The 19,906-nt window shown below is 55.0% G+C and carries 11 protein-coding genes and 1 tRNA gene; 3 read left to right on the top strand and 9 right to left on the bottom strand.

The features are described from left to right. Window positions 1-193 precede the first annotated feature (193 nt). Complete coding sequence (locus tag RB_RS18250; RefSeq protein WP_011122071.1) at window positions 194-1,135, bottom strand: hypothetical protein; 942 nt, start codon at window positions 1,133-1,135, stop codon at window positions 194-196. 135 nt (window positions 1,136-1,270) lie between these two features. On the opposite strand from RB_RS18250, the gene RB_RS18245 reads away from it, so the two are divergent. Together RB_RS18245 and RB_RS18240 are read left to right on the top strand one after the other, a co-directional pair. After that, entirely contained in the window at window positions 1,271-1,924 is a 654-nt protein-coding gene (locus tag RB_RS18245; RefSeq protein WP_164922933.1) for a phosphoribosylanthranilate isomerase, read from the top strand. 75 nt (window positions 1,925-1,999) lie between these two features. After that, window positions 2,000-2,084, top strand: a tRNA-Leu gene (locus tag RB_RS18240). A 380-nt stretch (window positions 2,085-2,464) separates the two neighbouring features. On the opposite strand, the gene RB_RS18235 is transcribed toward RB_RS18240, so the two are convergent. The 8 genes from RB_RS18235 to RB_RS18200 all read right to left on the bottom strand — a co-directional run bounded on the left by RB_RS18235 (window position 2,465) and on the right by RB_RS18200 (window position 17,899). Beyond that, window positions 2,465-4,147, bottom strand: coding sequence for a Na/Pi cotransporter family protein (locus RB_RS18235; RefSeq protein ID WP_007329982.1), 1,683 nt, complete (start codon window positions 4,145-4,147; stop codon window positions 2,465-2,467). 574 nt (window positions 4,148-4,721) lie between these two features. Then, complete coding sequence (locus RB_RS18230; RefSeq protein ID WP_011122067.1) at window positions 4,722-5,543, bottom strand: glycosyltransferase family 2 protein; 822 nt, start codon at window positions 5,541-5,543, stop codon at window positions 4,722-4,724. Between the two features lie 110 nt (window positions 5,544-5,653). Beyond that, entirely contained in the window at window positions 5,654-6,670 is a 1,017-nt protein-coding gene (locus RB_RS18225; RefSeq protein ID WP_231845765.1) for an NAD-dependent epimerase/dehydratase family protein, read from the bottom strand. A gap of 650 nt (window positions 6,671-7,320) precedes the next feature. Then, window positions 7,321-8,913 (bottom strand): FlgO family outer membrane protein, encoded by a 1,593-nt coding sequence (locus tag RB_RS18220; RefSeq protein WP_011122063.1) that lies wholly within the window; start codon window positions 8,911-8,913, stop codon window positions 7,321-7,323. A gap of 269 nt (window positions 8,914-9,182) precedes the next feature. Further along, window positions 9,183-10,148: a hypothetical protein gene (locus RB_RS18215; protein WP_007330175.1), complete on the bottom strand. Its 966-nt coding sequence runs from the start codon at window positions 10,146-10,148 to the stop codon at window positions 9,183-9,185. A gap of 124 nt (window positions 10,149-10,272) precedes the next feature. Next, entirely contained in the window at window positions 10,273-11,460 is a 1,188-nt protein-coding gene (locus tag RB_RS18210) for a sialidase family protein (protein WP_164922191.1), read from the bottom strand. A 346-nt stretch (window positions 11,461-11,806) separates the two neighbouring features. Then, a complete protein-coding gene (locus RB_RS18205) occupies window positions 11,807-15,814 on the bottom strand; it encodes a PVC-type heme-binding CxxCH protein (protein WP_164922932.1) in 4,008 nt (1,335 codons plus the stop codon). Between the two features lie 501 nt (window positions 15,815-16,315). Next, a complete protein-coding gene (locus RB_RS18200; protein ID WP_007339980.1) occupies window positions 16,316-17,899 on the bottom strand; it encodes an alkaline phosphatase D family protein in 1,584 nt (527 codons plus the stop codon). Between the two features lie 396 nt (window positions 17,900-18,295). On the opposite strand from RB_RS18200, the gene RB_RS18195 reads away from it, so the two are divergent. Further along, window positions 18,296-19,741 (top strand): alkaline phosphatase PhoX, encoded by a 1,446-nt coding sequence (locus RB_RS18195; RefSeq protein WP_007324618.1) that lies wholly within the window; start codon window positions 18,296-18,298, stop codon window positions 19,739-19,741. Window positions 19,742-19,906: the final 165 nt, after the last annotated feature.

Below are 19,906 nucleotides of genomic sequence, written 5' to 3'. Positions count from 1 at the left end.
GCAATGAAAAAGCGACCACTCCGCGTTGCAAACAGGTTCCCTCAGAGGGCGTTTTCGGGCAAGCGGTCTGGTGTGGGAGCTGGTCTGGCAAGCTCGCTTGCGTTGCCAACTTCCTGTCAAATGACGTCTGTGCATTTGTCCAAGTAGGCCGGATCAAGCCGCTTCGGCGCTGCTCCGGCAAGTCCGCTGCCTGCTAAACAATGCCAAGCACGCGGACGGCAACCAGAAGGCTCGCCGCGATGACCAGGCATACGGCAGTCGTTCGCCGCAACCAGACTCCCACGGGTTGGGTCACCGCGACCCATTCGGCTCGAAACGCCATCTCCGTCCAATTCTCGCCCTCGTCTTGGGCCCGCGACGCTTCTTCTTTCTGTTCGCTGATGCCCAGCGACGCCAGTTCCAACCGACGGGCAGGGCAGGTCTCGATCCAGGTCCAGCCCGTGATGGCGACCATGAGAGCCACGCCGATCGCCCAGGTCCAGGCGCGAATCGGCCACGACATTGGCAGCGCGCTCACCTCGATGGAGTTCGCAAACATCGCGATGCGATCCGCGTTGGCCCGCTCGTATCCGGCCAACCATTCGTTGGTGCGTGCCGTTTCGCTCTGCCAAAACGCGATCCACTTGGACGCCGCGGTGGACTTTTCTAAAGACTGCTCAGCCGACGAATCGGGCATCGAGTGGCTGGCCAACCGAAGTGGTGATTCCCGATCGCTCTCTTTCAAAGCGACTCGGTTCTGTTCGGCTTTCGCGTAAAAGGCTGCCACTTCGCTTCGCCAACGCACCCATCCCACATTGGCTGATGCTTTGGGTTGTTGAGCGTCCAGCAGACGATTGCGAAACCCATCCACATTATCGCTGGTCACAATTCGGTGCGACCATTCGGTAGCATTGAGATCAGCCGCCGACGTTTCGTTGCGAACCGCCTGCGGATAAGAAACCCGATGCTGGGTTGGCCTCGGCGGCCAGATTGCCATCACCAATGTGAAACTGGCGATCGAAGTGACCGCGATGCCGACGTGCGGGTTGCGTGTTAGGATTCTCAATGCAGCGAACTTGCCAGACACGAAACGATGCCACTGAAAATGCGAGGGATCGGCGGTTTGAACGTGCCCGAAGATCTCGAGACCGTCCATCTTGATGATCGGTCAGTTCCACTTCGGTGATCCAGGAAACTTGAGACAATTGTGACAACCTTGCCTCCCGTCGGCCCCAGCGATCCCCCCACCACGCAGCCATTTCGGTCGCCGTTTGCGATCAAAATCTGCGGCATGCGAAGCGTGCAGGATGTGCGATCCGTTGCCGATGCCGGAGCCGACGCGGTGGGATTGAACTTCTACGAACCCAGCGTCCGTTCGCTCAACCCCGATGCGGAGGAAACCATCCGAATCAACGAAGTCGCTCGAGAAGTGGGGCTGACGCGAGTTGGATTGTTCGTCAACCATGACTTGGAGTTCATCCAGCGGGTGGCTGGTTCGTTGCAGCTCGATTGGATCCAGTTGCATGGTGATGAACCTGTGTCGTTGGCCGAAGATCTGGTGCGAGCTGGCCAAAGTATCTTGCGAGCGATTCGGTTGCCCCGCGGGAAACTCAAGCTGGGACAGATTGATGATGTCATCGGCAAGTGGAATGAGGTGGATGTCTCGTACTTGCTCGACGCGGACGCGGGAGCCTCGTTTGGAGGAGGCGGTCAGCCTTTGGATTGGCCGAGCATACGAGCGTGGGCGGATCGTCGAGGTGATTCGGCGGCAGGATGGGTGTTGGCCGGAGGTCTCAATCCCGAAAACGTACGAGAAGCGATTCAGGTCAGCGGGGCGACCGGCGTTGATGTCGCCAGCGGGGTCGAGCAGCCCAAAGGTCGCAAAAACGCCGAGAAAATCCGCCAATTCGTCGCAGCCGTCCAGCCCGGTCAAGCGACTCGATGATTCCAGCATGACTGGGCGTTGACGCCAGACAGATTTGTGCCAAACTTTCCCGTCCAGCAAAGACCAACACAGCTCGCGGCCGTGGCGGAACTGGCAGACGCGCTAGGTTGAGGGCCTAGTGGGAGTTAATCCCGTGGAGGTTCGAGTCCTCTCGGCCGCATCCAAAGAACCCCGTGATTCACGGGGTTTTTTCATGCGCGGACGGAATTTCCCGTCGTCGGCATTCCCAGCAGAATGGTCAGGAATGGACCCTGATTTACCACGGTTGCCTGAATCAGGTGCAACCAGTGGTGCAACCGTTCATGTGATGGTGGGTTTCGTTCGAGATTCTGTGGCCACCAGGTCTTCCCCGCCAAGCTCGGTGGTACGAGGTGTCGCGCTGGATCCGAGACGAGGTAGCGTTCGACAACATCTCCTGTTCGTCGAGCGTCGTCTTGCTTCTGTGGTCGGCGGACAGCGACGATGAACCGGACGCCAGTGCGTTTCGGCTGATGGGGGTGAGTGGCAGCATCCGCTGTTCTGAAGTGCGTCTGACCAAGATCACTTTTCGAGAGCGATTGTCTCGGCGATATTTCTGGCGTGGTCTCGAACACGAATGTATGCATTCAGGGCGGCCATGAATGCGACGCTGACCACGGGCGGGATCGTGCCAGCGGAAAGTTCTTCCAAATGTTTCCGACGTAGAGCCTTCACCTGATCTCGGATGCGTTTGCCGCTGGCATCGGTGCTGGTCAAGATGTTGGGGTTGGAAGCTGATAAAGCCTCGTGAATATCATGGGTGTAGGTTTTCACGTGGCGATTGAGTGTTTCCAAGTCCGCTCGCTGAGACTCGGTGAAACGAAATCCGTCGCGTCTTAGCTTTCGGTCAAACTTGTCTAAGTTGACGATGTAGTCACTGATGGATTCGTATTCATCGGCCAGTCGCAATTGCCGGCGTCCCTCTTCCGCCGTCGCGTGCGAGACGTTCCCAGAGAGCAAGTTGGTGATGAACGCAGCGACTTCGTCTTGGACCGAATCCAACACTCGTTCGCGTTGTCGTAGTCGGTCGCCGAGTTGCTTGTTGGGTTCGTCGGCTTGCATCAGTTCCAAATGCCAGTCGAGCATTTTTAGGCAACCGTCGCCCATCTTGAGGATCTCTTTGCGGGATTGCTCGATCGCGAGAAGTGGCGTTTCCAAGATACGGATGTCTAGATCCGTTAGACGCGGTTTTTCTTTGTAAGACAGCGACGGAATGATCCGTTCCAGGAAACGCACCATCGGCGTCAAGAATGGCATGAACAACAGTGTGTTGCACACGTTGAAAACGCTGTGTGTCGCCGCGATGGCTGCGACCGTATTGGGATAGGTTTCGTTCCCATCGACCAGGACTGATTCAGTTACGTCGACACCGACGATGCCTTGAATCAGTTGGATGTACCACTGGAAGATCAACGTGATCCAGAACACGCCAATCAGATTGAAGATCACGTGAAAGTATGCGGCACGTTTTGCATTCGTAGTGGTTCCTAGCGACGCTAGAAAAGCTGTGATCGTTGTTCCGAGGTTTTCACCCAAGATCAAAGCAGCGGCGGTCGGGTACGAGATCACGCCCTGGGTCGCTAGCGAGATTGTGATGCCGAGCGTCGCGGAAGAGGACTGGACCAACGTCGTGAGGACGCAGCCGACGAGAGCGCATTTCAGAACACCCACGTACGTGTCGGCTTGGAAACGTGCGAACCAAGCTTCGAAGTCAGGCATCTCTTTGATGATTGAACAAGCGTCCTTCATCACTTCAAGCCCAAAGAACACCATGCCGATGCCCATCACAAACATCGCCCAGTAACGCCAGCGATCGTTGCGGGTGAACAGGTACATGAATGCCGCAAAACCCAGCAGCGGCAACCCGTATTTGCCGATCTTCAAAACCAGAATCCAGCCGGTGATCGTCGTGCCAATATTGGCTCCCATGATCACGCCGACCGCCTGTGACAAACTCATCACGCCACTGTTGACGAATCCGACAACCATCACCGTTGTGATCGAGCTGGATTGAACGATACAAGTCACGATAATGCCGACGGTCGTGGCGAAAACCCGATGGTTCGTGACCGCGCCGACCAAACGACGAAGGCTGTTCCCAGCGACGGCCTGCATTCCGTCGGACATGTGCTTCATGCCCAACAGAAAAATGCCTAGGCCGCCGGCCAGTTCGAAAATCATCTTGATCAGCGTGGAAGAATCCAAGGGTTTCCCGTTCCAAATCTTCGGAATTGGACTGTTAAGATCGCGTGAAGACGCGGCGATGCGGCGGGATTGTAACCTGATAGACCACTTTTGGGGTGCGTTCGATTGAATTTAACGGCGAGCGTGAAGGTGGGTGGTTGCCCCGGAATAGCACTGCCAGCCGGCGCTGTACCGCAAGAATTGCCACCGCCGAATCAGCTGATTCGATTTGCTTTCAATATCCGCACCGCCGCCTAGACGCGGCCTTTTCATTTGTTGCGGTGTCAAAAGCGAGGGCTTAGTTCTTGTTTGGTCGATTCGATGGACCGGCCCCGCTCTAAGCGAAGGGCACCAGAAGGTTGATTGGCAAACGTTTCAGTGTGCCGAGAATCTCGCACCTGTGGCTCGCCGGTTTTGCGTGTCAACCAATGTGTCGTTTTCCATCGCAGCGAAGCCGATTCGAGGCTGGGGATTTCAGCTCGATCATGCTGCCATGATTGGTTCATATGCTAGCGTAGGCAGGCAGCGCGGCGGCCGTTTTGTATTTCATCGGGGGCGTTCTTCGGAAAGCAGAAGAGTTGGCGAGGACCCGCGTCTACGACTTCTCTGCTTTCACATAGTCGCCACGGCTGAAGTATTTCTCGAGCCAAACGTACGCAACGATGAAGAAGTAGCGACTTCCCATCTCTCGGACTTTAAGTTTCGCCAGTCCAGTGCGTCGATTCCGCCATGTAATAGGAATGACAGTCCATGAATAGCCACGTGCGATGGCCTTCAGTGGTAATTCGACAGTCAGATTGAAATGAGGCGAAAGAAATGGTCGGCATCCGTCCAGCGTTGTCCGCCGATATGCTTTGAAGGCATTTGTGGTGTCGTTCAGCTTGATTCGAAAAAGGAAGCGGATCAAATGATTGGCTGTTCGATTCAAGAACAATTTCAGCCAGGGATAATCGACAACACCCCCACCTTTCACGAATCGACTTCCGAAGACGGCATCGAAACCTTCGTTCAATAAGTTCCAGTAGCGGACGACGTCACGGCAATCATCGGATTCATCGGCCATCATGATGACAACGGCATCGCCTTCGGACTGATCAATTCCATACCGAATTGCAAGTCCGAAGCCGTGTTCGCCAACGTTTTGCACGGGCTTCAAAGCGGGGAGCGTATTTGCCATTTCGGATAGAATTGCCCAAGTTCTGTCTGAGCTTCCGTCATCGACGACGACAATTTCGTGAGGTACCTCTTTGAGTCGTAGTTCCAAATGCAGGTGTTCGACACTGGAGCGAATGCAGCCTTCTTCGTCTCGAGCAGGAATAACAACCGAAAGAAGCTTCAATTCGTCTACGCCTTTGTCCGGAGAGGCACTTTCCATCTCAGGGCCTGGGATCGCTTGTTCTTTTTGTTCTTCGGGCACCGGGTTAAACCACTTTGTTTCGCATTGATTCCACGGGTGAATCTATCTGAGGTCGTGATTGAGGGACAGGAAGATGGATTCGTTGCAGTGTGAGGCATGGCTGCAGGCTGTCATGATGAGATGTCAAGCCAGTCAGGGTTTTGCTCCGCATAGTCCGCGATCTCCGCGAAAATTTCCTCTTTCTCTGTTTCCGGACGCCATCCCCAAGTCTCTTTCGCCAGCTTATTGTCTAGTACCACCCAAGGGAGGTCGAAAGGCCGATTGGTATGCTGAGATGAGACGGGGTGAATGCCAAAACGCCTGTCGCACCAAGCGGTGAGTTGCTGCAAAGAGACTGCTGATTCGACCCCACCGGAAACGTTAGTAATCAAGGGCATCCCATGAAGTTCCGATTGCATTTGACGAGTAATGAGTGCCAGCAAGTCGCGTGGGTGGAGGCAATCACGAACCTGATGCCCGAGCGCGTCGAAACCAGTGTAGTGCAACGAACGACGGGCCTGATGGCTGTGGATCCAGAACGCGATGATTCCTTGGTCCGGCCGTCCAAATTGTCCAGCTCCCGCCAAAATGCCGCAGCGATTGACCAAACAAGGAAATCCAAAAGTCGCCGCGTATTCGAGTGCGATCTGTTCGGAGGCACGCTTGGTCGATCCATAAAGTGATACGGGTGGAGTGGTCGAGAAGCTTTCGCTGATACCAGCCTCGGTCATACCTTTGGGGAACGGTAGCTTGGGAACGTACGCACCGTCTCGAATTTCGATCGAAAGTTTCGCTAGTGGATGGATCGAATAAACACGACTGCTGCTTAGCAAAACAAGACCGGCCTGCGAGCGTTTGCAAAGCTCCAGCACGTTGAGTGTGCCAATCAGATTGTGCTCGACAAGCTGTCGACTGCTTGTTTGGCCATCAACACCAGCTAAGACGGAGGGCTTGGCCGCCGCATCGATCACCCAGTCGATGTCCCCAATGCAATCGAGGTCGGACGAGTTTCGTAAATCGCCGTGCACCACGTTGATACCACGCGACATCAAATCGCGACGATTGATGTCGCTTCCTGGACGAGCGAGGTTGTCGATCCCTGAGATTTCCCAATCCAGGTTATGTTCCGCGGCCAGTTTGGCGAGCATGTTCCCAACGAAACCACAGATCCCTGTGATAAAAACTCGCGTCGCCACTCGATTCTCCCAATCCCAAAAAAACTTCGCACACATGTCCGAGCAACCGATCGCCTTGGTTCCATCATAGTCTGCAAGCGATAGCGAGGGCGATGCGGCTTAATGAGTAATCAGCCGGCACGGATCGTCAGTTGAGGCAGTGTTCAATTCGATTTGAAACAACAGCAAGCGAATGAAGACGGTGAGAAGCTCGTTTACGCGGCGGGCGGATTGTTCGTCACGGTTGCTCGGCAAATGAATAGCTGCCGACGATCATCGACTAAGCGGAATGCCTGGTGCATTAGAGGCTGATTTGGAAGAGACGATCGTAGAGATTGGGATATCAATTGGACCGTGGGGGGGGGCTGTTGGCTATGCATTGCCGACGCACGAGTCGGGGGAAGAGTTTGGGCGGGCGTCGCGAAATATTAACGGCGTGATCTATTGCGGGGAACCATTCGCTTCACGGGGTGGGTCCGGGAAAACGAAGGAACATGCGAACGCAATCGGCTGAGGCGGCCTGTTGCCTTTCCGCTTGTTTCCCCCTCTCTGGCAGCGTCGCGTAGGACACCAGAGTTTAAGAGGGCGATGATTGGTGACTCAGTGACCAATCTGTTGGTGGTTCACTTTGAAAGCGAAACGCGGATGTATTCTCCAGCACCTGCAAAGAACAGAGGGGAGTTTTTCGAATGAAGGAATGGTGCAAATTCTTCAATGTCGGCGATGGTGGTCTCGAAGTCATCGTCGGTTGGACCGTCGTTGCCTGAGTCCACTTGGAATGTGACCGTGTTGCCTTGTTTCGTGATTCGTACCAGGTGCGGACCCGCGGTGGCCAATTCTCCAACGTTCTCCTCTCCTAGCTTGAAGCGATTCAGTTCGACCAAGCCCGGTTCAATTCGCATGTACGGTGAATGCAGCCGCAAATAAACAGAGTCTTTCAATCCGTTGTAACTGCGGTCGGCGACTCCGTATCCAATCCCAATGTTTGCCACCATGTCCTCGGGGCCGAATTGAAGAACCGTTTCGAAAGTGAAATCTCGAGATACACAACCGATGTCTTTGGTGAAGATGACACCCTGGTTTCGATATGTGAATTCATCGTATCCCTGAATGCGAATGCCGCCCGCTTCGCCTTTTTGGTAGCGAGATCGGGTTGTGAGAAATGATGGCAGTGCCCGTGACTCACCCAAGGTCTTGCCGTTTCGGGGCATCTGAGCTGGACTCGGACGTCTCGACGCAAGACCGGGTTCCGTGTCTGCCATCGTACGAGGCAGGCTGATTGAGGTGGAAGTTGCAACGACGATTCGTCCGGTTTGTACATCGATCAATCGGACGTAAACGATGCCCCGCGTGCGGCCATTGGCGACGATTTTGCCCGCCACAACATGAGTTGCTCCTGACAATTCGCCAAGCTTTTGAGCGGTTTTCGGATCGAAAAGAATGGAGTTTTGTGCGAGCAATTCATCCAAGACTGATCCCAGTGATTCGCGATCGACGACAGGGACTCTTCGGTTGACCAGCCTGGTCGTGAGATCTTCGGCCATGACAAGTGTCTCATCAGCCGTGTTTCCGTTCTGGTCACGAATGGGGCAAACCGCGATTCGCAGATCGAGATTGGGTTCGACCTCGTCGCCGACTTGCAGATCGGGTTCTAGGTTTCCGACTAGTTTCGCTTTGCAGTACTTTTCGTGAGTCTCGACGACCTGGATCTCTGCGATCTTAGGACGTTCGACTGCAATCACCTCGCCGCTCACGGGATCTTTGATTTCGCCTTCATTGCGGAAGACGTCTAGCTTGGCGTCTTTGCGAATGCCGCTGTTGGTACCAAGCGTGACATAGATGACCTGCGACGACACCTTGGCGATCCGGCCTGGTTGTTTCCTTTGCGACGCAATTTGTGCGACCTTCCAGCTCAGCATTTCTGCCAGCCCGATTGATTCCACCGCATCATCAAAGGCAAATGGTGTGACCACCTCTTTGACATTGCTCCGCTCGAAATTGACATCCGTCTTGGTGTAAATGTCTCGGATCGTCACGTTGTTTGGGTCTTGGTCGAGGAGCGTTCCGATAATGGGATTGGAGTTGTCCTTTAGAAGGACTTTGAACAACGGTGGCGATGAAACCTGTGCTGAGACCGATGAGCAGGCAAAGGTTCCGAAGATAACAACGAACAGATATCGGCTGAACGCAAGCGAGCGGATGGTTTGAGGAACCATGGAGCGATTGACTTATCAGAGCGAATGAAATGGAGGGCATCTGAGACGACTAGCGATTCAATTGCAGAATGTCCGCCATGGTAATCCCAGATAAAATCCGGTTTCGGGACGAGCGGGGGTCATCGTACCAGCGTGGTTGGGAACGTCAAATTTGCTGATGATGCGGAGAGATTGACGAGTGCCGGATTGGCATTTTCTGGCATTCCCAGGTCTCTTTGAAGCCAATCTCGCCTGGATGAATCAGACGCGAAGTCGCGAAAGGCGAAAAGCTATATCTGCTCGGCGAATTGTTGTTGCATCGTGTCGAGAAACTTCTGCAGTTGGTCGGCAGGAAGTTGGTTGATGCCAGCTGCAGCTTTGCGGCCGCCTCCGGTTGGGAATTGTCGGACCAGTTCGTCGGCACCGGTCTTGGTGGTCAAAGGAGCGCGGACGCTGACGAGGTAATCGCCCGAAGGCAGTTCGCTGAGCAACGCATGGGCTCGGTTGGGATTTTCACGGGCGAGTTGGTTGCTGTAGACGCCGCTGACTCGCCGTGAAAAGGAATCGTTGGGAAACAGGAACGCGGCGCAGGATTCGGTCGCCATCTTGGGTTCGATCGAAGCGGCTCGCTTCATGTCGCTGTCGAAACCATCGCGAAGTGTTTCGAATGTGGTGTCCGCCGCGATGAACTCAAACGGATCCGCATAAGGTTGGACCTTGCGATACAGTTTGTCAGGAGCGAAGTAAAGATCGTCGAGCGTTCCCCCATAGCCGTTGTAGTTGAGCAGCGTGCCGAGTTGTTCCAGTTCTGCCAGTTGCGAGTCGCTGAGTTGAAGTGGTTCGGCGGCGGATTTGGCCGCATCGTGCAAGTTGTCGCCGTACAAAGCGGTGACTGCCCAAGGCAAGAATTGACTACTCAGGAATTGATTGACGAGCAGTCCAGTGCACACGTCGCCGGCCGTGTCGATGTGAGTCGACAGCAGAGGCGACGAAGGAATGTCGCCAGCGAAATGATGGTCGAAGTAGGTGACAGGGACATCGGCAGCCAAAATGCGGTGGAGCTCATCGCGGTTCTTGTCGAGCGAGACGTCGAGCACGGTCACAGAATCGCCCGAGCTCGCGGGGACTCTTTTGAGCAGGTTGATGTCCCGTTTGACGCCAGTCACCAGCGTGCTGTCTTTGGGGTCTGCCAGCCGCAGTTGGTGCAATGCGCAAATGCCATCCGCATCGCCATTGAAAACGTCAAAATGAGTCACGTCGGTATCTCAGTGAGAGTGGTGGGTGGAGGCCGCGAGCGATTGAGGCTGTGAGACTCTTTGCTCGTCAGATTTGATTCTAGTTCCACATCCCGAAAGCGAAACCGTGCCTGGGGTGCAAGGCTCAAAGCCCCAGTTCATCCAGTGCGATGGTTTGGAACTCCAATTCGGCCCGGGAAGACTCGTAGAGGATTCCGAGGGTCGTGTCGTCGACCATCACGAGCGAGCTGTAGGCGCCGCCGTCGTTGTCCAAGACGACCTGTCGATTGGACGGCCATGTCAAACCGTCATCCAGGCTGGCTCGCACGGTCATGTTGGCACGTCGGGTTTTGTGATGTGGGTTGCTGAAGATCAGAGCACGGCGGCCATCGGTCAATGAGTTTGAGATCAGACTGGCCATGCAAACGGGTTCAGGTAGTGCGCCATGATCACTTGGGTGAATCGTCCAGTTTTGGCCCAAGTCGCTCGTCACGCTGATGGCTCGTCCATTGGTGTCGGATTTGTCCTTGCGATTTCGGTTGTCTCTCATGTTCAACATCAGAGAACCGTCGGTCAACTCGGCAACGGCACACTCGGTCGTGTCGGAGCGTGCCGGATTGGAAACGGTCCAAGTCTTTCCGTGATCGCGGGAGTAGATGACGTTGGAAAAGGGAAGCCCAGTTTGGTCGCGGCCCTGCGTGGGGATCACCAACGTGCCATCGGTCATTGTGATTCCGTTGCCTGGCGCGGGAGCGAACAGGTACCACTTGGGATCCTTGAGTTGCTTCGTCCAGTTCTCGGGTGACGACCAAGTTTGACCGTCGTCGTTGGAACGGACGGCGAGGAATTGGGTGGAGGTGGCAATGTCCAGTCCAGGTTCAGATCCATTGCCTCGCCATTGATGCGTGCCTGGTTTGCCGTGAGTCCAGACGGCGGTGACGATGATTTCACCAGTTTGTGTGTCGACCAAAATGTTGGGATCGGAGCATCCGTTTTGGTTTTCGGGCAATGCTCCGTGGGTGCCCATGTCCATGATCGGACGCGGGGCGGCCCAAGTCTTTCCGCCATCTGTAGATCGCGAGAGTCCGATGTCCATGTGACCTTGAAGATCGCGACGACTGTCATATCTCATGTCGTAAACCGCCAGCAGAGTTCTCGCGTTGGAGCGAGCGATCCCGGGAATGCGAAATGTATGGCAATCGTGTTCGCCTTGGCGGTGAAGGAGCACCGATGTTCGTTCGTCCGCCTTGGCAATGGATGCGAGCAAACAAGTCAAAAAGATCGAAGTCAGGAGCGTTGCGACGCAACGTGGGGAGATAAAACGCTGGGACATGGGAGGGAGCTTGGCGGGGCGGTTTTGGCGGGAGGCAAATAAAAAAGCCGACGCGAAACTTGATGGCAAGTTTGCGTCGGCTTCAAGATAGTCGGCTTTGCAGCCTAGGAGTTGCTGGTGAAGGTGGCTTCTGAGCTCGTTTACCCCTCACCCCGAGTCCCTCTGCCCAAGGGAGGTCGTGCAGTTTCTAAATTGCCGTATTGCAACGCGTTTATCATCACCCTCCGAAAGGGAGGGTAAAGTGAAACTGCATAACCGCCGAGGCGGGGCGAGGGGAGTCTGTTGTTATTTGGAAACGAAAGTTGCTTCCGAACGGGGCAGGGCCCCAGACGAACTTCCTTCCGGATCAGTTCTTGATCTTCGCTTTCTTCTTCAGCTGATTCAGCGTCTTCGCACCGCCTTGGTTGACGTCGAAGATGAACTTGGCGAGATCCAAGAACTCTTGTCGATCCTTCAGCATGTTGACGAGGCCGGGTGGCATGGTCGAGTTTTGCGACTCGAGCACGTCTTCGACATCGTCAATTGCGATGGTGCGGGGTTTGCCTTGATCAGCCGCGATGCTGAGTGTGATCTTGTCATCGGTTTCTTCCACGAGGAAGCCGGAAAGGATGGCGCCGTCGACTGTGATCACGTTCACCGTCTGGTAACCTTCCAAGATCTTCTCGGATGGTTTCAGGATCGATTCGATCAAGTGCTCATGCGTTATGTCCTCACGTGTTTTGGTGAGGTGGGGGCCAAGTTGATAGCCTTCGTTGACGTCGTGGCAAGTCGCACATGCGGTCTTGGAACCGTAGAAGTACGTGGCACCACGAATGGCATCACCCTTTTCATGAGCGTCTCGAACCAAGTCGCTGAGTGATTCCGCAAGCAGTTCGGTTTCGAGCTGGTTGTTTGCCGGTTCGTCTTCGATCATCTCCGGGCGGCTGTCCTCGGGGAACGGATGCATTTCGATCAGTTCCTCGGGGCTGTAGAAACGTTGGCGGTCTTCCGTCGCGGCGCGAACGCGTTTGACTTCGTCCGGTTTGATTTCGCTGGCGTCATTGCCCCAGCTGTTGCGAGCATAGGTCAGCGCTGCAGCGATTTCCGCATCGGAGAACATGTTGCCAATGGCGGTCATTGGCGGCACACCTTGAGTCGGTTCAAAGACTTTGCCACGAACGCGAATTTTTCCCCAGATGCCGTGAAGGGTCAGCTTGATCAGCCGCTCTGAGTCACCGGTGACCCATTCACTGCCGGCCAACGGTGGATAGATCCGTGCGATGCCTTCACCGTTTTCACGGTGGCAAGCGTAGCAGGAGCCTTCTTCGAAAAAGACTTGCTGGCCCAGGTTGTAGGTCTGAGCAAATGCTTTGTTCTTGAACTTGTCGGACTTGGTTCGGTAGTCCTTCGGTTTGGCCGCACCTTCCAATTTGCCGGCGAGCAATTGCTTGTACTCCACCAACAAGTTGTCTGGATCAAACTCTTTGGCCTGAATCTCTTTCTCAACGTCTTCTTTGAGCAGCGGCATGGCACTGTTGAGTGCGTTGCGAATCCAGCGGTCGGTCTTGTGGGAGGCAACGGTTAGCAACACTTTCGCACCGGATTGGCCGCCCAGCCATGAACCGGCTGAGAGAGCTTCCAAGCGAACGCGTGGGTGTGTGTCCGCAGCAGCGGTCAACAAGTACGTCTCGGGATGGTCGAGCAAGTGCAGGCAATGCCGGACGACTCGAACCGCTGCGGAGCGGACCCGGTGATCTTCGGCTTGCAAGCATTGGTTGAGCAATTCGGTGGACGGTTCTTGATGACCCCAGGTTGCCCAAAGAGCTTCCAAAACCAAGCGTTCGTTGTCTGCGTTTTCACTGGCGAATTTCATCGCAGCAGCAACCACGGCTTGTTTGTCACGACCACGCAATTCGAGGTGCGAACGTTTGCGAGCGTTGAGTTCGGGCAGCTTCATGTTCTCGAACAGTTGCTCGATATCAGCCCCGGCAACGGTCGGTGGTTCGACCAAGTCGCGGTCCGCGTAGGTGATGCGATAGATGCGACCGTATTCTGAATTCCGCATCGGGTCACGAGCACTGTGTTGCATGTGACCGATCAGCGTGTTGTGCCAATCGATGAAGTACAAACTTCCATCGGGGGCGACTTCTAAGTCACAGGGGCGGAAGTTTCCGTCGGAGGACTGGATCAAGTCTTGGCGGAATTTGCCTTTGATCTCAACTCCATCTTCAACGGTCTTGTACTGTTTAATTCCCAAGAAGCCAATCGTGTTGGCGTACATGTAGTCGCCTTGGACTTCATCGGGGAAGTGACGGCTGTAGAGGAACTCCGATCCCGAAGTGGGGCGAGCATGGTGTTCGTAGTTGAACTTCGAAACCTTTGGGATTTCTTTCGAATGCGGGACCTTGATCGAGTAACCCAGCATCCAGTACTGGGCACCACCGGAGGCATCGTTGACGAACGTTTGGCCATATTCGTCATGAGCGACACCCCATGGGTTGTTGACGTCAGATTGCATGACGCGTTCCACCTTCCATGACTTTGGATCGAAACGCCAAATGCCACCATCGGTCATGCGTTCGGGGCCCCACGGGGTTTCGACTTGCGAGTGAAGGAAACGGCCTTCGCACATGTAGATGCCAGCACCATGGTCGACATCAAATGCTGAGATGGCGTGGTGGGTGTCGTGGGGATCGAAACCGTCGAGCAAGACTTCCATCTTGTCAGCATGATCGTCGCCGTCGGTGTCCTTGAGCAGCACCAAGAAAGGTTCTTGCGAGAGGTAGACTCCTTCGGGGGCCAATTCGAAACCGATCGGCATGTGCAATCCATCGGCAAAGACGGTTTCTTTGTCCGCGCGTCCGTCGCCGTCGGTGTCTTCGTAGATCAGGATCATGTCGTTGGGTTTGGAGTCACCCGGTTTGTAGTGTGGGTAACTCGGCAGGGTCGAGACCCACAGACGACCTTTGTTGTCAAATCTCATTTGGGCTGGGTTGCCCAGGTTCGGGAAGTCTTGCTCGGAAGCGAACATGGAGACTTCGTAGCCTTCCGGCAACGTGAACGTCTTGAGAGCTTCTTCCTCGGCTTTGAGATAGTCCGGATTGCCGTTCTTCTCGCTCATGCGAAAGTTCGTTTCGACCGACGACAAAGGCCGAGTGATCGAATCGTCGACTTCGAGGGTGGACGATTTACCTTGTGCGATTGCCCAAATGTTCCGGTCACGCAAGACCGTCATCTGACGGATCTTCTCGATTTCTTCTGGATAGTTGAAGTTTCCGTAGGGAGCCCAACGCCGACCGTAAGCGTGCACGCCGTTGAGCATGCGGAAGTCATTGCGCCAGAACCACGCTTTGTCTTGGACCGCCGCGTGCAACAACGAATCCCTCGGGGCGACACCGGAGTCGGCACCGAACAGTTGTTGCATGATGACAGGAGCAAGCTTGCGATAGCCCTCTTCGGACAGGTGCACGCCGTTGATCGTCAAAGCTTCTTTGGAACTTTGGAACCATTCCAAGGTCGGTGTGTAGAGATCAACGAAGCCAACATGCTTTTCATCGGCGACCGCACCGACGGCGTCCGCGTACGCCTTCAAAATCGCGTTTCGATCATCCGCATTCGGAAGATTGAACTCGGGATGCTGCTCCATCGCGATCGGAGTTGCCAAGACGAGGCGAGGTGGTTTGGATGCGTCACGTTCGTAGGAACGCGAGAGGGTGTGATCGACGAAGGCTCGCAGTTCGTTCTTGAAATTTTCGACTCCGTCCATGCCGTCGAAGGATTCGTTGAACCCGAAGAAGGCGACAATCGTGTTGGCTTTGACGATCGTCAACCATTCGTCTGGTTTCGGATAATGGCCTTCGCCGTAGTGGCCTTGGATTTCGGGACGAAACTTTTCGGCACCGGGAAATGCCCAAGGATCTTTCTTGCCAGCTTCTGGACGATAGGCCGGGGTGTGGCCCGGAAATCCCATGTTGCGGAACGTCAAATCCTTCTCAGGAAACTGCTGGTAGAGTGCCGTTTCAAAGGCATTGAACAGTTCCATTCGCGAAGCCAGGCCATTGCCGAGGAAAGCGATCGTTTCGCCTTGGGTCGGTTTCAGCGGCAGCGAGGTGGCGGGAGCATCGCCATCCACTTCGACGGGTTGCAAGTATTCCGGACGAACTCGTTTGGTTTGCTGAATTTCGTTGTCGGTGACGGTCGTGATGACTTCGGGGGCAACGGTTTCGTCGGCGGACTTGTCATCCGCGTGCGATCGCGAAAGTCCTCCGGCGAGCAGTAGAGTGGCACAAGCGAGGCCAACGCGAGTCAGTTTCGACGTTGAGAGTCGCATTTGATTTGCTGGCAGTCGCAAATTGTTTTTGGCTAACAGTTTCATTTTGAGGCAGGTTCTTAGCAGCGAGTTTTGCTCGCCGAAGAAGGTGAGAGGTGGGGAGGTGGGTGAACGTCGCATTCTAGTTCATCGTCTTAGCTTATGGATCATCGAAGCCAGCGGTAGTCCGACGATTTGTCGCATTTGCCGCGTCCATAGACCTTCGACGTCTATGGAGTGAGATCGGTTGCTTGATCGGTTGCAATCGGTCCTGGGCCTCAGAAGCCGAGACGTCATCTGCTCCATCGGACGTGGGGAACTACCGTCCGGCGGCTTCAGGTCTCGATCGCTACACGCGGGGCCTGTGTTCTATCCCGCGACTACGTTGGTGAGGCAACTGCAAAGGATTTCAGGTTCAATTGCACAACCATGTAGATAGAGCCAATCGGGCGGCTCGTGAGGTGATCGCTAAACCTCTCACAAGAAAGTGACCGCGGCAAAGCATCAAGCGATCGGCCGGTGACTGTTGAAGTCACCGGCGAGAGTGCGAAAAGATCATCTCAGTGGTCAGGCTTGGTTCAGTTTGGGTGAGCCTGATTCGACAACGAAGGAATTGCGAGTGAATGTTTTGCCGCCTGGTTTCAGCACGTCATCCACAACCATGTAATCGGACTTCCAGCTATTCGGTGTGACGTCGCAGCGGATGTAGCCGCGTTCGGTGTTGTGCCATTTGACGCAAGCGTTTTCTGCCAGCACCGCGTCGAGATTCTTGGGTTTGTCTGGACCGTTTCCTCCACTGGATAGCGAAGTGGCAACAAACTCAGTGGCAACGAGACCTTGTTCGGTTTGTCGGTCGTCAACGCGAAGTTCGTTGGCCCAGTTGGAATGAATGTCGCCGGTCAAGACAACGGGATTGCTGACTTGTCGATCTCGAATGTAGTTCAACAGTTCCATCCGTTCGTGGGAATAGCCGGGCCATTGATCCATCGAGAACTGATGGTTGTCGGGGTCGCCGGAACGGTTGACCATTCCCATCATGACTTGCTGTGCCAGCACATTCCAAGTGGCGGTTGATCGGATCAGGTTGCGAGACAACCATCCGCGCTGCTTCGTTCCCAACATCGACTGAGTTGGATCCAAGGCAGCTTCGTTCAGTGGGCTTTTGCGATCGCCGTTGGGTTGGTCGGTTCGATACTGGCGAGTATCCAAGATCGAGAACTCGGCCAGTCGTCCAAATTGAGCCGAGCGATACAGACGCATGTCGCTGCCGCGGGGAATCTGACGCAATCGAAGCGGCATCATTTCGTAATAGGCTTGGTAGGCGTTGGCTCGTCGCGAAAGGAATGAAAGTGAGTCGACGCCTGACTCTTCTGAGATGTCGCAAGCGCAGTTGTTGTCAAACTCATGATCATCCCATGTCAGCCACCATGGACACTGAGCGTGCATGTTTTGCAGCAACGGATCGGATCGATACTGAGCGTGGCGGACGCGATAGTCACCCAGTGACATGATTTCAGATCCATGATGAGTTCGGACCTTCCCATTGCGACCGGCTTCGTATTCGTAGATGTAGTCGCCTAAGTGAAAGACCATGTCGACGTTGTCAGCCGCCATTTGCTCGTAGGCGGTGAAGAGACCCTGTTCGTAGTTTTGGCACGAGGTCACGGCAAAGCGAACTTGGTCGGGCAGTTGATGCGGCAGTGGCATGGTGCGGGTGCGACCGATAGTGCTTTCAGCGTCGCCGCATCGGAATCGATACCAATACCAACGGTCGGACTCGAGTTGGTTCAGTTCGACATGGATGGAGTGACCAAGTTGAGGGGTGGCCAGTTGAGTGCCGGATGCGACGACGTTTCGCATCGAGTCATCCGTTGCGACTTCCCAAGTCACTTCAACGGTTTGGGCAGGCATACCACCATCGGGAAGCAACGGTGAAGGTGCCAAGCGAGTCCATAGGACCATCCCGCGGTGATCGGGATCTCCAGAAGCGACGCCTAGGCTGAATGGATTGCTTGAAAAAGAAATCTTGCCGTCGGCCCAGGCGTGTTGAGTCGACAGCACGTAGGCGGGCAGCGCGCCGGTAAATGCTAGGAACCGTCGACGATTCCAGGCGGTGGAAGTGACTTGGTCAGCGTGAGTTGGTCGTGACATGGTTGGCTCGTTGTGTGTCAGGCGGGATCGGCTAAACGAAATTCAAATGGCATCGCGTCAGCCGGTGAGGACAGGAAGGCAAGCTCGATCGCTCCCGCGGGCTCTGGCGGCCATTTTGCGGGAAGTGTATCGACCGCTCATTTTGAACCAATGTGATCCGTGGTTGCATGCTCAGATTTCAAGAAAACTTCACAAATTTGGACGGCGGCATTTATGAACAAACCATGAAGTTTGTTGCTGGATGCAAAACAGTGAGATGCGTTTGAACACAAATTCGATACTCTGTCGCGAAATCTGCCTTGGGCAATCAAGCATTCCGGGGCCGTGTTCCATTCAAGCCAGTTTCATTGGATCGATCGGGCTGATTCGCCTCAATTCGATCCCTCTTCTATAGGAGTGGTCTGCATCGTGACCGATCGCAATCGTCGACAATTTCTAAGCGACAATTTTTCAGCCTTGGGGTCTTTCGGTGTGACCGCTGCTTTGGCGGGATTGGGGCAACGCGTGGTTCGAGGCGAGCAGCCCGATGCGGCATCGACCTTACGACCGACATCGGATGACACGACCGGATTGCCGCTGTTGCGACTGCCGGAAGGTTTCCGGTACCGCACGTTTGGTTGGACCGGTGACATCATGGCCGATGGAACTCCAACCCCGGCCGCTCATGACGGGATGGGGGTGATCTCCAGTCAGGGCGATGTGTTGACGCTTTGCCGCAATCACGAAATCAGTGACGACGGTCGAGCGATCGCAATCAAATCGGGACGTGCCTATGACAATCGAGCTCAAGGCGGTTGCACCGAGTTGCGGTTTGACAGTGCCAAAGGTGAATGGCTCGATAGCCGTGTGGTGTTCTCCGGATCCAGTCGCAACTGTGCCGGTGGCGTCACACCGTGGGGAACGTGGTTGACCGCAGAAGAGACCGTGCTCGGGCCTCTCGATGCAGACCATTACAAAGCGGACAAGGTTCGTACATTCGAAAAGACTCACGGTTGGGTATTCGAAGTTGGCCACACCGATGCCGATGGCAACCCGGTTCCTTTGAAAGACATGGGACGCTTTGTTCACGAAGCCGTCGCGATCGATCGAAACAGCGGCATCGTGTATCTCACCGAGGATCGTTCCACATCGGGCTTCTATCGTTTCTTGCCCAACACGCCCGGCAAATTGGCGGATGGCGGACGTCTGGAAATGGCGGAAGTCGTCGGGCAGTCTGACCTGCGGGGTGGCTTTCAAAACGGAGCCCAGTTCGATGTGCGTTGGCACTTGATCGATGATCCAACATTGGCCCACAGTCCCGAGTCGCTGAAGAACGTTTCGAAAGAAGGCGCAGTCGGTGACGAGTTGGGTGTCTTTCAACAGGGACAGAAGAAAGGTGGGTCGACCTTTTCGCGGCTCGAAGGATGTTGGTTCGGCAATGGCGTGGTGTACTTCGACGCGACCAGTGGTGGTGCGGCGGAGGCGGGGCAGATCTGGCAGTTCGATCCAAAGCAGCAAACGTTGACGTTGTTGTTCGAATCGCCCAGCAAGCCGACTTTGAACATGCCCGACAACTTGTGTGTCAGTCCTCAAGGTGGTTTGGTGCTGTGCGAAGACAATGACTATGGAGCCAACGAGTACCCGCAGCGTGCCTTCACGCTATCGCAAGATGGGCGATTGAAGTTGTTGGCTGAAAACAATGTCCAGCTCCATGGAGAAAAGAACGGCTTCCAAGGTGACTTCCGAACCAAAGAGTGGGCCGGAGCGACGTTCAGCCCTGACGGAAAATGGTTGTTCGTCAATTTGCAAAGCCCCGGCATCACTTGTGCCATCACAGGACCCTGGAAAGACGCTTTCGCCTAAGTCCCCAGACGTGGTGGCGAAGTGAGATGTCCTGATTCGAATGGTTGATCTCGGCTGGTCTCGCCAGCCGGTGCGATCAATTGCGTCGTGTTCTTCCTCCTTTGAGGACGGCAATGTTTCTCGGGACTCCATTTCGGTGGCGGAGTTGGATTTTCGCGTCTTTTG

Source organism: Rhodopirellula baltica SH 1 (assembly GCF_000196115.1).
GTDB lineage: Bacteria > Planctomycetota > Planctomycetia > Pirellulales > Pirellulaceae > Rhodopirellula > Rhodopirellula baltica.
The sequence above is the reverse complement of the archived record's forward strand: the minus strand, read 5'-3'. Positions and strand labels throughout refer to the sequence as shown.